This window comes from Aeromonas sp. R6-2 (assembly GCF_040908155.1).
In the GTDB taxonomy this organism is placed as follows: domain Bacteria; phylum Pseudomonadota; class Gammaproteobacteria; order Enterobacterales; family Aeromonadaceae; genus Aeromonas; species Aeromonas schubertii.
On sequence record NZ_JBFODE010000029.1, the window covers coordinates 185,544 to 198,181 of the forward strand.

9 protein-coding genes and 5 tRNA genes are annotated in these 12,638 nt (G+C 62.8%); 3 read left to right on the top strand and 11 right to left on the bottom strand.

Annotation, left to right across the window (positions count from 1 at the left end; all coding sequences use genetic code 11):
* Positions 1 to 161 precede the first annotated feature (161 nt).
* The 5 genes from AB5Y48_RS05620 to AB5Y48_RS05640 all read right to left on the bottom strand — a co-directional run bounded on the left by AB5Y48_RS05620 (position 162) and on the right by AB5Y48_RS05640 (position 4,891).
* On the bottom strand, positions 162 to 1,262 hold the full coding sequence (locus tag AB5Y48_RS05620; protein ID WP_224159871.1) for a dihydrolipoamide acetyltransferase family protein: 1,101 nt from the start codon (positions 1,260 to 1,262) through the stop codon (positions 162 to 164).
* Complete coding sequence (locus AB5Y48_RS05625; protein ID WP_050664662.1) at positions 1,259 to 2,242, bottom strand: alpha-ketoacid dehydrogenase subunit beta; 984 nt, start codon at positions 2,240 to 2,242, stop codon at positions 1,259 to 1,261. Before AB5Y48_RS05625 ends, AB5Y48_RS05620 begins: the two co-directional genes overlap by 4 nt.
* Positions 2,235 to 3,323 carry a pyruvate dehydrogenase (acetyl-transferring) E1 component subunit alpha gene (gene pdhA, locus AB5Y48_RS05630; RefSeq protein ID WP_368163965.1) on the bottom strand — a complete coding sequence of 363 codons (1,089 nt, stop codon included), beginning with the start codon at positions 3,321 to 3,323 and terminating at the stop codon, positions 2,235 to 2,237. Before pdhA ends, AB5Y48_RS05625 begins: the two co-directional genes overlap by 8 nt.
* 234 nt (positions 3,324 to 3,557) lie before the next feature.
* Positions 3,558 to 4,568, bottom strand: coding sequence for a succinylglutamate desuccinylase (astE, locus tag AB5Y48_RS05635; protein ID WP_368163966.1), 1,011 nt, complete (start codon positions 4,566 to 4,568; stop codon positions 3,558 to 3,560).
* A 113-nt stretch (positions 4,569 to 4,681) separates the two neighbouring features.
* Positions 4,682 to 4,891 carry a DUF1127 domain-containing protein gene (locus AB5Y48_RS05640; protein WP_050664659.1) on the bottom strand — a complete coding sequence of 70 codons (210 nt, stop codon included), beginning with the start codon at positions 4,889 to 4,891 and terminating at the stop codon, positions 4,682 to 4,684.
* A gap of 289 nt (positions 4,892 to 5,180) precedes the next feature.
* Here AB5Y48_RS05640 and AB5Y48_RS05645 point away from each other — a divergent pair, with 289 nt between their 5' ends.
* Complete coding sequence (locus tag AB5Y48_RS05645; RefSeq protein WP_368163967.1) at positions 5,181 to 6,140, top strand: DNA replication terminus site-binding protein; 960 nt, start codon at positions 5,181 to 5,183, stop codon at positions 6,138 to 6,140.
* A gap of 9 nt (positions 6,141 to 6,149) precedes the next feature.
* Here AB5Y48_RS05645 and AB5Y48_RS05650 read toward each other — a convergent pair whose 3' ends face one another.
* Entirely contained in the window at positions 6,150 to 9,824 is a 3,675-nt protein-coding gene (locus tag AB5Y48_RS05650; protein WP_368163968.1) for an SNF2-related protein, read from the bottom strand.
* 103 nt (positions 9,825 to 9,927) lie between these two features.
* Positions 9,928 to 10,455 (bottom strand): tRNA adenosine(34) deaminase TadA, encoded by a 528-nt coding sequence (gene tadA, locus AB5Y48_RS05655; RefSeq protein ID WP_224159868.1) that lies wholly within the window; start codon positions 10,453 to 10,455, stop codon positions 9,928 to 9,930.
* 176 nt (positions 10,456 to 10,631) lie between these two features.
* Here tadA and AB5Y48_RS05660 point away from each other — a divergent pair.
* Positions 10,632 to 10,708, top strand: a tRNA-Pro gene (locus AB5Y48_RS05660).
* 449 nt (positions 10,709 to 11,157) lie between these two features.
* Here AB5Y48_RS05660 and AB5Y48_RS05665 read toward each other — a convergent pair.
* The 4 genes from AB5Y48_RS05665 to AB5Y48_RS05680 form a co-directional block, all read right to left on the bottom strand.
* A tRNA-Leu gene (locus tag AB5Y48_RS05665) sits at positions 11,158 to 11,241 on the bottom strand.
* Positions 11,242 to 11,284: 43 nt separating this feature from the next.
* Positions 11,285 to 11,360: transfer RNA gene (locus tag AB5Y48_RS05670), tRNA-His, on the bottom strand.
* Between the two features lie 15 nt (positions 11,361 to 11,375).
* Positions 11,376 to 11,452: transfer RNA gene (locus AB5Y48_RS05675), tRNA-Arg, on the bottom strand.
* 38 nt (positions 11,453 to 11,490) lie between these two features.
* A tRNA-Pro gene (locus AB5Y48_RS05680) sits at positions 11,491 to 11,567 on the bottom strand.
* Between the two features lie 212 nt (positions 11,568 to 11,779).
* Between AB5Y48_RS05680 and folD the strand changes: the two genes are divergently transcribed.
* Positions 11,780 to 12,634 (top strand): bifunctional methylenetetrahydrofolate dehydrogenase/methenyltetrahydrofolate cyclohydrolase FolD, encoded by an 855-nt coding sequence (gene folD / locus AB5Y48_RS05685; protein ID WP_050664655.1) that lies wholly within the window; start codon positions 11,780 to 11,782, stop codon positions 12,632 to 12,634.
* Positions 12,635 to 12,638 lie beyond the last annotated feature (4 nt).

The window sequence follows — 12,638 nt, forward strand, 5'->3', positions numbered from 1 at the left end:
CGGACAAAGCTTCGAAACGGGAGTGACTTATGAACAACAGGAAGAGATGCAGAACATCGAACTCATTGACATAAATGACGCCTTTTTCAAGCTCGGTTGATTATACGTGGCCTTGGCCAATTAGCAAACGAATTCTGCCCCGCTTAAATGCGGGGCAGCATTTAACCGTTTGCCGACTCGAGCGCATTGACCAGCGCACGCAGGAAACGGGCCGCTTCGCCACCGGTGCAAGCACGGTGATCGAAGGTGACCGAAAGGGGTAACGCTCGCACCGGGCGCGCCTCACCGTTGACGAACACCACCTTCTCAAATAACTTGCCGGCACCGACTATGGTCACCTGGGGTGGCGTCACGATGGGGCTGGCGTAGCGACCGGCGATGGCACCGAAGTTGGTGAGGGTGATGGTCGCTCCCTGCAACATCTCTCGCGGCACGGCGCGCGCCTTCACGTCCGCAATCATGCGATCGAGCCCACCGCGCAGATCCGCGCCGGCGCGATCGGCCACGTTCTCCATCACGGGCACATAGAGACCGTGTCGGGAGTCGACGGCAATGGCGACGTTCACCTCATCAAACAGGCGGCGGGTCAGGGTCTCACCGTCGAACCAGGCATTCATCGACGGCTCGGCGCGGCATGCCACCCCGATCCCCCTGATGAGACGCACTGTGACATCCTCGTCGCTGCGCCAGGCGCGCAAGTCCACCTCATCGGTGATGGTGACGGGAACCACACTCTGATGGGAAAGGGTCATCGCCTTGGCCATGGCCCGGCGCGCACCCTTGAGGATCTCGTTGTGGCTTCCCCCCTGGGCCTCGAACGCCTGCTGTACATCCGCCTCGGTGACCAGGCCTGCCGGGCCGCTGCCCTTGAGGCGCTCCACATCGACCCCCAGCTGCAAGGCGAGCCGGCGCACCGCCGGCATGGCCTGGGTCAGGCTGCCACCGGCAGCCACGGCACCGACCACGAAGTGATCCTCCAGCACCTGGCTACTACCGTGCACCTTGCCAACCACGGTGCCATCGTCTTCCCCCCCCTCAAACTCGACCAGAGGGGCACCAATGTGCAGTATGTCACCCTCATTTGCACAGAGGTTGGCGATGACGCCGCTCACCGGTGAGGGCACATCTACCAGCGCCTTGGCCGTCTCGACCGAGAGCAGCACCTGATCCACCTCGACCCGTTCCCCGGCCTTGACTTTCCACTCGACGATCTCGGCTTCGGCCAGCCCTTCCCCCAGATCCGGTAACTTGAAGAATTTCATGTCCAGCTCTCCATGAGATTGCGCGCCGCATCGACGATGTCCTGCTCGTCGATGAGGTAATAGGCTTCATTGCGATAGTAGGGCACGGCGGCATCCACCCCGGTCAGGCGCTTGGGGGGGGCCTTGAGGACGGTCGCGGCCTCTTCACAGACCCGGGCGACGATCTCGGCCCCCACGCCGAAGCTGCCGCATGCCTCGTGCACCACCAGCAGGCGCCCGGTCTTGCGCACCGAGGCGAGGATGGTAGCCATGTCCAGCGGCTTGATGGTGGCCAGATCGATCACCTCGCACTGGATATCCTGCTCGGCCAGCACGGTGGCGGCACGCTGGATCTCCTGCAGGCAGGCCCCCCATCCCACGACCGTGATGTCACGCCCCGGGCGCAAGGTATAACAGACATCCAGCGGCAAACCGGCTCCGTCATCCTCCACCCGTGACTTGACCGAACGATAGATGCGGTCGGGCTCGAAGAAGAGCACGGGATCCGGGCAGCGAATAGCAGACAGGAGCAGGCCATAGGCCCGTCTTGGGCTCGACGGGATCACCACCCGCAGCCCGGGGATGTGGGCAAACAGGGCCTCGATGCTCTCGCTGTGGTGCTCCGGCGAATGGATGCCGGCCCCGTAGGGAGAGCGATAGACGATGGGGCAGCTCAGGCGTCCGCGGGTGCGGTTGCGCATGCGCGCCGCCTGGCAGATGATCTGCTCCATGCCCGGAAAGATGAAGCCCTGGAACTGAAACTCGGCCACGGGCTTGAGCCCCTGGGTGGCCATGCCGACCGCCACCCCGGCGATCAACCCCTCGGCCAGCGGGGTGTCGATAACCCGTTTGAAGCCGAACTTGTCGCGAAGACCGACGGTAGCGCGAAAGACCCCGCCATTGACCCCCACATCCTCACCCAGCACCACCACATCCGGGTCATGCTCCATCTCGTGATGCAGGGCCATGTTGATGGCCTCGAGAAGACTCACCTCACTCATGACCCGCCTCCATCCGTATGGCCTTGGCAATAATGCGCTCACGCTGTGGCAGCAGCTCGGCCGGCAGCTCGGCGTAGTGGTAGTCGAGCATGGCCTCGGGCGGCTGGGCCTGCAGCGCCTCGTAGCGGGCGACAGCCTGCTCTACTTCGGCACCGGCCTCAGCCAGCAGGGCCTGCTCCGCCTCTTCGTTCCACCAGCCCCGCTCGGCCATGAACTGGCGCAGCCGCTTGACCGGCTCCTTGTTCCAGGCGGCCTCAACATCCTGGGCATCCCGATAGCGGGTGGCGTCGTCGGCGGTGGTGTGATCCCCGAGGCGATAGCTGATGGCCTCGATCAGGGTCGGTCCCTTGCCGGTACGGGCCCGCTCCAGTGCCCGTTTGACCGCATCATAGACGGCCACTACGTCGTTGCCGTCCACCTGCAGGCTGTGCACACCGGCCCCGATCCCCTTCTGGGCAAGAGTGGGCGCGGCCGATTGCAGCTTGCGCGGCACCGAGATGGCCCACTGGTTGTTGTTGATGATGATGACCATGGGCAGGTGCCAGACACCGGCACAATTGAGCCCTTCGAGGAAGTCCCCCTTGGAGGTCCCCCCATCCCCTATGGTGACCACGGCGACCCTGGGCTCTCCCCTTAACTTGAAGGCAGAGGCCACCCCACAGGCGTGGGTGATCTGGGTCGCGATGGGAACACAGATGGGCAGGTCTTCGGAGGGCGTACCGTCGCGCTTGGTGAAATAGCTGCCACGCTCATCCCCCCCCCAGTACTGCAGGTTCTTCTCCATCCCCACCCCGCGCACATAGAGGGTGGGCATGTCACGGTAGTAGGGAACATAGACATCCTGCTCCCCCATGGCGAGACCGACCCCAATCCCGACCGCTTCCGCCCCCAGGTGGGAGGGGAAGGTACCGAGTTTGCCGGTTCGCTGCAGAGCGATCGCTTTCTTGTCATAGCTGCGCACCGCCACCATGTTGCGGTAGAAGGTGTGCGCCAACGCCTTGTCCAGCCAGGTGGGCAGATCGGCCACCGGGCGCCCCTCCTCATCGAGGTAACGCAGGAGGGGTATCTCGACATGGGTCATAACTGGCTCCTTGCCGTTCAAATCGTCACCGATTCTGATGACCCCTTGAATGTAAATACCTTGTTAACAACAAAGCAAAGGGATTCGACCAGGTAAGACCAGTAGAAAGTTCTTAAAAAAAGTGAAGTTAATGAATTTTTATCAATCTTGGCACGTCAATACCGCAAATGGTGCGACTTAAGCCCGGGACACGCCCATAAAAAGAGCGCCCTCAGGCGCTCGACAAGGGAAGGCTTATGGCCACAGCCGGGTCGGCACCACCATCAATACGGTACGCTGGCCCACCGCTACCTTGGCGTTGGGGAAGACCACCGCCTCACGCTCGGCCTCGACCTGGTGGCGCAACTCGCCATCCTCGGCCAGCAGAAAACCGCGGGGGAACTCGGTAAAGTTCTCCACATCGTCGGCAAACAGAAAACGAAACGCCTCGCTGCGTTTGTTAATGACCCGGCTGATACGAAAGAAGAGAAAATCGTCGGCACGCCAGGGTTCGAGGGGAACCTGGTCACGGGTCACCAACGCCTCGAGGGCCAACTTGGCCTCGATAAAGCGGGTCATGTCGTTCTCCCCGAAGGGGCGCACCTTGCCCAGCTCGACGGTGAAGCCATGGGCCCCAAATTCCCGCGCACTGAAGTAGCTGAAGGTGGTAGTGGGACTCTCGGAGAGAAGAAAGGTACGCACACCGCAGGCACCGAGGAAACGCACCTGCTCCTGGCTGTACTCGCGGCCCTCCCCGAGGAAGGGGTAGACGGCAAACTTTTCGTGACGGGAGCCCCGGATGGCGGTGTGCAGATCGTAGTGGCAACGCACCTCCCCTGCCCCTTCGTAGAAGCGGGCCACATATTGCTCGAGGCGCTTGGCGCGTATCCGCTCACGGTTGCACAGACCCGGCCCCCGGCTGTGGGCGCCCGAGAAGAGGCGGTTCATGTTCTCTTCCACCTCACGCACCCCGAGGTTCATCGCCGCCGGATTACCAAAGAGAAAGAGGGTACGGTGGCGAGCACGCAGCTCACCCGAGAGGAGGCGCCGCAGCAGATCGTTGCAGATCTCGATGGGGGCCGTCTCGTTACCGTGGATGCCGCTGGAGAGGATCAGAGCCTTGGCGCCCGGGGAGGCTGGCTCGAGGCAGAGCACTCCCGTGTCCCACACTTCGACGCGGTCACCATGGGGCAGGGAGAAGGAGAAGGGCTCAAGCTGCCACTCATTGGCGCGGCTCAGGGCCAGAAAGTCGTGATCGGGGATCATGCTTACCTCACTGTACGCAACTTGGCCGATTATAGGGCCAGGCGCAGAGGCATCACAACTTATTCAAGAATATCAAACAGTAATGAAACGACGAGGCATCCGTGCCCCGACCATCAACCACGCCAGAACGGCTTGGTGCTCTCCTGATAACGATCGGACTCGCACAGGCCGATGTCACGCAGCAGGTATTCCGGCATTTCGGCCAGCTGGCGGCGACTGCGGCTGCGCTCGAGCCAGGTCAGCAAGGTGTGTTTGATGCGGGCGACCACGGACTGCTCGCCCTTGTGCTCGTAACCGGCTTCGATATAGGTGATGTCAGCCATGATGATTCTCCTCGGTGTTGTTGCGGCAAAGTCTAGGAGAGGGGCTCATCTGTCTCAATTGACGAATTTTAATACAATCCATTAGTAAAACTAATGCAAATGACACCCCTCGAAATGGTCGCAATTAATTGATATAAAAGAACTTTAATTATTCAATGCCGCCAGGACGACCCTGTCAGCATTTTATGCTGGCACCTTGGTGGTTAACTATGCATTCGATGACAGGAAGCATGCACCACCCTCCCTGTCGGCCCTCCCGGCCCGAGTGCGGCGCCACAGAGACATGTTAATGAAAAGAAAGGAAAACGATCTTTTTTTAACAGGTGAGGCGGTCAATCTGCCCGTCACCTTTACCCCCGTCGCCCGTCTGCGCCACCTGATGCACGAGCTGGAGGGCGCTCTGGTCGAGCTCGGCCAGGCGCTTACCCAGGCCCCCTTGAAAATGGCCAGGGTACACCCGCTTCCTCCGGTACCGGAGGGGGGAGAAGAAGATCCCATCGTGCGCATCGAAGTGGCCACCCTGGAGGGAGAAGAGGCCAGGGCGGCCGCCATCGCCGCCTTTGGCGAGCATACCCTGCGTCCGGGCTGCTCCACCAAGTCCACCTTGCGGCTGCCGGGCCTGCTCCACTACCCGGCCGCGGCGGCCGTCACCCTGGCACCGCTTATCGAGCGGATCAACTGCCTCAAGGGGTTGTTTCAGGAGGAAGTGCAGCAGGCGGGAGAGCGGGATGACAAGTTTCAGCTGGTCCATCAGGCGCTGCCGGGCACCATCACCCTGCAGGTCTATCGCCAGTTACCGCTCTACTGTGGTGAACTGCTCACCATCGGTTTTACCTGGGCCGACAAGCAGGCTATCCGCAAGCTGGGTCGTCAGGAGGTGATCGCCATGCTCGAGCGCAGCAAGGGATATGTGCCGGCCATCATCGGCAAGGAGGAGTGGATAGGACGGGTCGAGCGGGAGATAGTGGATGTAAAGCGCCTCCCCCCGGGGGCCGAGCTGCGCATTCGTCGTCCGGTCAAGACCCACCCCATGGCCAACCTGCGTTGGGGTGACAGGGAGAGCGCCAAGCAGCAGGTCAAGGCGAGCCTGCCACTCATCGTCTGCAGTGACGCCCCCCTCAAGGCCAAGCCGCTGGGAGACTACCCCAACAAGCCACGCCAGCCCCGCAACGACCGACGCGGGGCTGAGCGGCTGCTGATAGAGCGACTGCACCTCTATGTGCGCGACGAGCCGCTCCCGGGGAAGTGAATAGGCGACCTACCCCAGCAGCAGATTACGCAAACTCTCGAGATCCAGTGGCCCGGCCTGGGACTGGCCGCTCAGCAGGCTGTCGGCCAGGGCACGCTTCTCGCTGTGCAGGGCCACAATTTTCTCCTCGACCGTCTGCTCGCACACCAAACGGTAGACGGTCACCGGCTGAGTCTGTCCCATGCGGTGGGCCCGATCGCTCGCCTGATCCTCTACCGCCGGATTCCACCAGGGGTCCAGGTGCAGCACGGTATCGGCCTGGGTCAGGTTAAGTCCGGTGCCCCCCGCCTTGAGGCTGATGAGAAACAGGGGTACCGACTCGCTTCTGAAACGTTCGATGGCGTGCTGACGCTCCTTCATGGAGCAGGCCCCATCGAGGTAGCAATACTCCCAACCCCGCGCCTCCAGCCGGCGACGCAGCAGGGTGAGCAGATCCACAAACTGGCTGAACACCAACACCCTGTGGCCCCCGTCGATCGCCTCCTCGAGCAGGGCCATCGCCTCGTCGAGCTTGCTGTTGGCCTCCTGCCACTCGGGCAGTAGCAGGCTCGGCGAACAACAGAGGCGGCGCAGTCGGGTCAATCCGCTGAGCACATGCATCAGGGTTCGCCCGTCGCTGCTCTGGATCTGCTGCACCACCTCGCGCCGGGTCGCCTCATAGAGCTCACGCTCGGCCTGGGAGAGGGTGATGTGGTGGACTATCTCGGTCTTCTCGGGCAGCTCGGCGAGCACCTCCTGCTTGAGGCGGCGCAGCACGAAGGGATGAATGACCGATCGCAGCAGGGCCATGTGCTGGGGATCCCGGCTGGCACGACCGAAGCGGCGTTTGAAATCACGCTGGCTGCCAAGCAAGCCCGGGTTGATGAAGGCAAACAGACTCCACAGCTCCCCCAGGTGGTTCTCCACCGGGGTGCCCGAGAGGGCGAGACGAAACGCCCCCTCGAGCCGGGTCAGGATCTTGGCACGCTGGGTGCCGGCATTCTTGATCTGCTGCGCCTCATCGATCACCAGAGAGGCCCAGCTCACCCGCTCCAGGGCATCCCCCAGGCTCGGCAACAGGCCGTAGTTGATCAATACCACCTGGCCGGCATGGGCCCCCTGCACCAGATGGGCCCCCCCCCAGGATTGATCCAGGGTCACTATCTCAAGCTCGGGAGCAAACCGGGCGGCTTCTTCCTGCCAGTTGGTGAGCACCGACTTGGGCACCACCACCAGGGCCGGTCCCGCGCTGGCACGCAGTCGCAATACGGTAAGGGCCTGCAGGGTCTTGCCAAGGCCCATGTCATCGGCGAGGCAGGCGCCAAAACCGTGGCTGGCGAGGGAGGCCATCCACTGCACCCCCTCTCGTTGATAGTCCCGCAGCGGGGTGAGCAGCTCATCCGGGCACTCGGCCGGCTGGGCCCACTCATCCTGCAGTTGATTCCACGCCTCGTCCCCCTGGGTCGAGACCGCCGAGAGCAGGCGCATCAGGGGATAGGCGAGGCGGCGGCTGACCCTCTGCTCATCATCGAGCATGGCGCCAAGCAGGGTGAGCCGCTCCGAGAGCTTGTCGCTGATGATGACGCTGGTCTGCTCGTCGAGCATGATGCTCTTCTGGCCCGGGCGGAACTGACGCAACAGCAGCCGCAGATCGAGCACCTGATGTTCGTCGAGGGCCAGGCTCCCCTCCAGGGAAAACCACTCCTGACGCTGCTCGATCCGCAGGCTCAGGGTGGTCTCATCGAGGGAGCGCAGTCGCTGACTCTCCTCGTGCCAGAAGATTCGCACGCCACCGGCCACCCACTCGGGGAGAGCGGCGAGAAACTCGATGGCGGCCTCCTCCTCAAGCTGCCAGTTCAGGCGCGGCATATCGAGGGCCAGGCGCTGGCACAGTTCACGCCATGCCTCGCGCTCGGCCACCAGATCCCGCTGCCAGTAGTCATTGCCTCGCACATCGCTGCGTACCACCGCATCTCCGTGGGCCAGTGGCAACGCCGGGGTCTGCTCCCCCTGGGTGACGAAGGCCAGGTGCAGCACCCCCTTGCGCCAGTCCAGTTGCACTCCGGCCTCACCGGGCCAGGGAATCAGCCTGGCATTGCCGCCAAGGGCCGCGTCCTCACAGCACCAGTGCAGCCCCTCGAGCTGTCCGAGGGCCTCGGCCACCCGGGGCAGTTGCTCCACAGGCCAGCGACGCTCGGCGGGAAGCAACTCGCGCAGAGACTCGGGTTGGCGCACCACCTGCCACAGATCCCCGGCCAGGGGCACTATGCTGGCACCGCTGCCCACCTCGGGGAAGAGCCGGGCCTGGCCGGTAGCAGTCAGATAGATGAGGGGCTGGGTCAGGGCCAGTTGCAGGCGTTGCCCCTGGGCGTTGTAGAGGTGAGGATGGGCCGCCAGCAGCGTCCAGAAGTCGTGGGACCAGTGACGCTCCTCCTTGCCATACTGGCGCAGCAGGGCCCAGTCCTCCTCCCCCAACAGGGCGGGGTATTGGGAAGAGACCAGCGCCAGCTCGACCCGCCGCCCGGCGGTCCACTCCCCCTTGACACCCAGCTTCTGCACCCGGCACTCCAGGGTGGGCCCCTCCAGCAGCAGGTTCCACACCAGCCGCTCCTTGACCTTGCTGGCACCGGCACTGCGTCCCAGCCCCTGCAGCCAGTTGAGCCAGCCAGCCGGCTTGAGCGGCTCAGCCTCCTCCTGCCAGGTGTCGATGCCGACCAGGGGGCCCGCGACCACAGGGCGACCGGTGAGCAGGCGCAGCAGATCCTGGCACAATCCCATCAGTCGATGACGGGGCGAGGCCGCCAGCAGCTCGTCGAGGGACCACTTGCGCAGGGCCTGCAGGGCAGAGCCACTCTCCCCATGACGACTCATGGCGCAGAGATCGATCCACAGATGCCCCCAGAAGACTTCGTCGGGGGGCAGTTGCAGCATCTCGAACAAGCCCACCGAGTGGCGCTCGCCATCCCACTGACGCAGGGCATCTTGCAGGGCCGCCTGATGGCCACACTGACGCAGCACGCTCTTGCGCTCGCTGGCGGCCAGGGCCGGATCGTGCTGCTGCAGCACACCGAGCCACACCAGGGCCGAGAAGAGGGGCTCGCGGGGACGCTGGGCACCGAGCTGGACCCAGGCTCCCTGATCGAGCTCCTGCTGCCAGCCCTGGGCCAGATCCGGCCAATGGGGCAGATACTGACCGTCGGCCAGCCACCAGGACTCCTCCTCCAGCCAGAGCGACAGCCTGCTCTGCGCCCCCTTGCCAAGGCGTCGACCATCCAGTTCGATGGGGCGAGCCTCCAGCAGGGCCTGCGCCGACCAATAGTCGATCATCAGTTGCTGCCAGGCGGGAGAGGCCCCCTCGAGCAGGCTCAGGGCATCGCTCTCATCGAGCATCTCAAACAGGGCGTGGGGCAATTTGGCGGGAGGAGTGGCCTTGCCATCGAGCAGGGCGGCAATCCATCCCAGGGATTCGGGCCAGAGAGGAGCCGGCGCGGCGCCCTCCCGGATAGCCAGCAACAGCGTCAGGGTACCGAGGGCAGAGATGGCCCATACCCCCTCCCCCCGCTCGCGTACCAGATCCTCGAGGACCAGGGCCTCCAACGCCTGGGTACAGGCAGGAAAGAGGGCGACCAGACGGGTGGTGGAGAGGGGACGGCGAACCAGCAGGGTCGTCAGGATATCGTATTGCAGGGGGGAGAGGCGTGACACGAAACGGGATCCAGACAGCGTAAAAGGCCTGATTTTAGCGCCAAAGCCGCCTCGACTCGACCCTATTGTCTGATAAAGAGCACAAAAAATGCGGGGCCAAGGCTCACAGCCCCTGCTCGTCAGAGGGTGCCGCAGCGCGGGCCTTCGCCTTCGCCGCTTTCTGCTCGCTGCGACGACGCTGAAAGAAGGCGGAGATCTGGGCGGCGCACGCTTGCCCCAGCACACCACGGCTGACCGTCAGCCGGTGATTGTGACGCGGGTCGGCCAGCAGATTAAACACCGAGGTATCGGCTCCGGTCTTGGGATCGCAGGCCCCGTAGACCACCCGGGCAACCCGGCTATGGATGAGGGCACCGGCGCACATGCAGCAGGGCTCCAGGGTGACAAAGAGCTCGGCCCCCACCAGGCGATAGTTGCCCATCTTCTCCCCGGCGGCGCGCAGGGCCATCACCTCTGCGTGGGCACAGGCATCGTGAGTGGTGATGGAGCGGTTCCACCCTTCCCCTATCACCTCCTCCCCAAGCACCACCACGGCCCCGACGGGGACCTCACCTATCGCCTCGGCGCGGGTGGCCAGCATCATGGCGTGACGCATCCACCGCTCGTCGCGGCACTCTTCTCTCTCGTTCATCTCGTGGTTCAGGCTCTGTGATTGAGTCGCGGGATTATGGCAAAAGCGGCTCGACAACCCAAGTTTTGAGCGCCTTGAACAAGAAAGAAGCAAACGGCATGACCTTGATAAAAAAGGACTTGCGCTCGAGAAGGGAGTCCTTTAGAGTTCGTCCCCGTCAGCAAGGCTGACCACGTCGGCGTGTAGCGCAGCCAGGTAGCGCACTGTCATGGGGTGTCAGGGGTCGGAGGTTCAAATCCTCTCACGCCGACCATCATTCCCCCGAAAGGCCCTCTCGAAAGAGAGGGCCTTTTGCTTTTACCTGCTCCTCTGACCAGGTGATTTTTTAGGCAGAACCACTTGACTCTGCATGGTCATCCCGATAATGTGCGCGCTCTCACGCCGGAGCTGGCTCCCAGGGACGTGACTCGGTGGCAGGAATCCACCCCGCCGGCTTGCTTATCCACGATGACGAGGCAAGCTAGATGACCAACCCCCCTTCGACCACCCCCACCCCTGACGAAGAGAGCGACACCCAGGTGGTACGACTCGACATCGTCGATCTGGCCGAACCGGACGATGAATGACCCAGCGCAGCAACCCGGCATCAAGCCGGGTTGTTTGTCTCGCTCGCCAAAACGAGCTCGCGAGGAGTCTGTGGCTGAGAACAGAGATAAAAAAAACCGGATCACAGACAGTGATCCGGTTCTTTCATTTCAAACATGGTGCGGAAGGAGGGACTTGAACCCACACGCCTAAGGCGCCAGAACCTAAATCTGGTGCGTCTACCAATTTCGCCACTTCCGCCGAGAAGGGCTGCAAGAGGCCAGGGCATCTTGCATAAAGAGGGTGGGGTGGCTGATGGGACTCGAACCCACGACAACCGGAATCACAATCCGGGACTCTACCAACTGAGCTACAGCCACCACAGCAATGAAAAATGGCACGCCCTACAGGATTCGAACCTGTGACCCACGGCTTAGAAGGCCGTTGCTCTATCCAACTGAGCTAAGGGCGCACTGTCTTCATCGTATCAGGCATTCCACCTGTATAAAGTGGTCGGTGATAGAGGATTCGAACCTCTGACCCTCTGGTCCCAAACCAGATGCGCTACCGGACTGCGCTAATCACCGATGCCGCTTGCCAGCATACCGACCAAGGTCGTATCAGGCAACGGGCCGGCATAATACCCAAGCGTGAAAGCCAGCGTCAATGACTTTTTCTGCCAGTAAATTCAAGTGGCTACTTCTTACGCGCCGGGCCTTCGCGCGAACAAAGCATCTGTCAGCGGATGACAAAAAATGCGACAATGCGCCGCCCTTCAAATGACGGTGAGTTGAGGATTATGTCAGCCAAGATGATTGATGGAAAACTGGTGGCGCAAACGATTCGCAGCCAGGTGGCGGCCCGGGTCAAGGAGCGGGTGTTACACGGCAAGCGTGCCCCGGGACTGGCCGTCATCCTGGTGGGAAGCGATCCCGCCTCCCAGGTCTATGTCGGCAGCAAGCGGCGTGCCTGTGAAGAGGTGGGCTTTGTCTCCCGCTCCTACGACCTCAGTGCCGACGCCACTCAAGAAGAGTTGCTGGATCTGATCGATCGCCTCAACAACGACGGCGAGGTGGACGGAATCCTGGTGCAGTTGCCCCTCCCCGCCCACATGGACACCACTCTGGTGATCGAGCGCATTCACCCCGACAAGGATGTGGACGGCTTCCATCCTTATAATGTGGGTCGTCTGGCCCAGCGCATCCCGGCCCTGCGTCCCTGCACCCCCAAGGGGATCATGACGCTGATCGAGACCACCGGCATCAAGACCCATGGACTGCACGCCGTGGTGGTGGGTGCCTCCAACATCGTCGGTCGTCCCATGACCCTCGAGCTGCTGCTGGCCGGCTGCACCACCACCACCTGCCACCGCTTCACCCAGGATCTCGAGGCCCATGTACGCCGCGCCGATCTCTTGGTGGTGGCCGTTGGCAAGCCCAACTTTATTCCCGGCGAGTGGGTCAAACCGGGCGCCGTGGTGATCGATGTGGGGATCAACCGTCTGGCCGATGGCACCCTGGTCGGCGATGTGGAGTTTGAAACCGCCCGCAGCCACGCCAGCTTCATCACCCCCGTCCCCGGCGGCGTCGGTCCCATGACGGTGGCCTCTCTCATCGAGAACACCCTCGAAGCCTGCGAGCAGTATCACGACTAAGGAG

Coding starts and splice junctions, on each gene's coding strand:
- AB5Y48_RS05620 (WP_224159871.1), bottom strand. CDS start 1,262: ATGAAATTCTTCAAGTTACCGGATCTGGGGGAAGGGCTGGCCGAAGCC.
- AB5Y48_RS05625 (WP_050664662.1), bottom strand. CDS start 2,242: ATGAGTGAGGTGAGTCTTCTCGAGGCCATCAACATGGCCCTGCATCAC.
- pdhA (WP_368163965.1), bottom strand. CDS start 3,323: ATGACCCATGTCGAGATACCCCTCCTGCGTTACCTCGATGAGGAGGGG.
- astE (WP_368163966.1), bottom strand. CDS start 4,568: ATGATCCCCGATCACGACTTTCTGGCCCTGAGCCGCGCCAATGAGTGG.
- AB5Y48_RS05640 (WP_050664659.1), bottom strand. CDS start 4,891: ATGGCTGACATCACCTATATCGAAGCCGGTTACGAGCACAAGGGCGAG.
- AB5Y48_RS05645 (WP_368163967.1), top strand. CDS start 5,181: ATGAAAAGAAAGGAAAACGATCTTTTTTTAACAGGTGAGGCGGTCAAT.
- tadA (WP_224159868.1), bottom strand. CDS start 10,455: ATGAACGAGAGAGAAGAGTGCCGCGACGAGCGGTGGATGCGTCACGCC.
- folD (WP_050664655.1), top strand. CDS start 11,780: ATGTCAGCCAAGATGATTGATGGAAAACTGGTGGCGCAAACGATTCGC.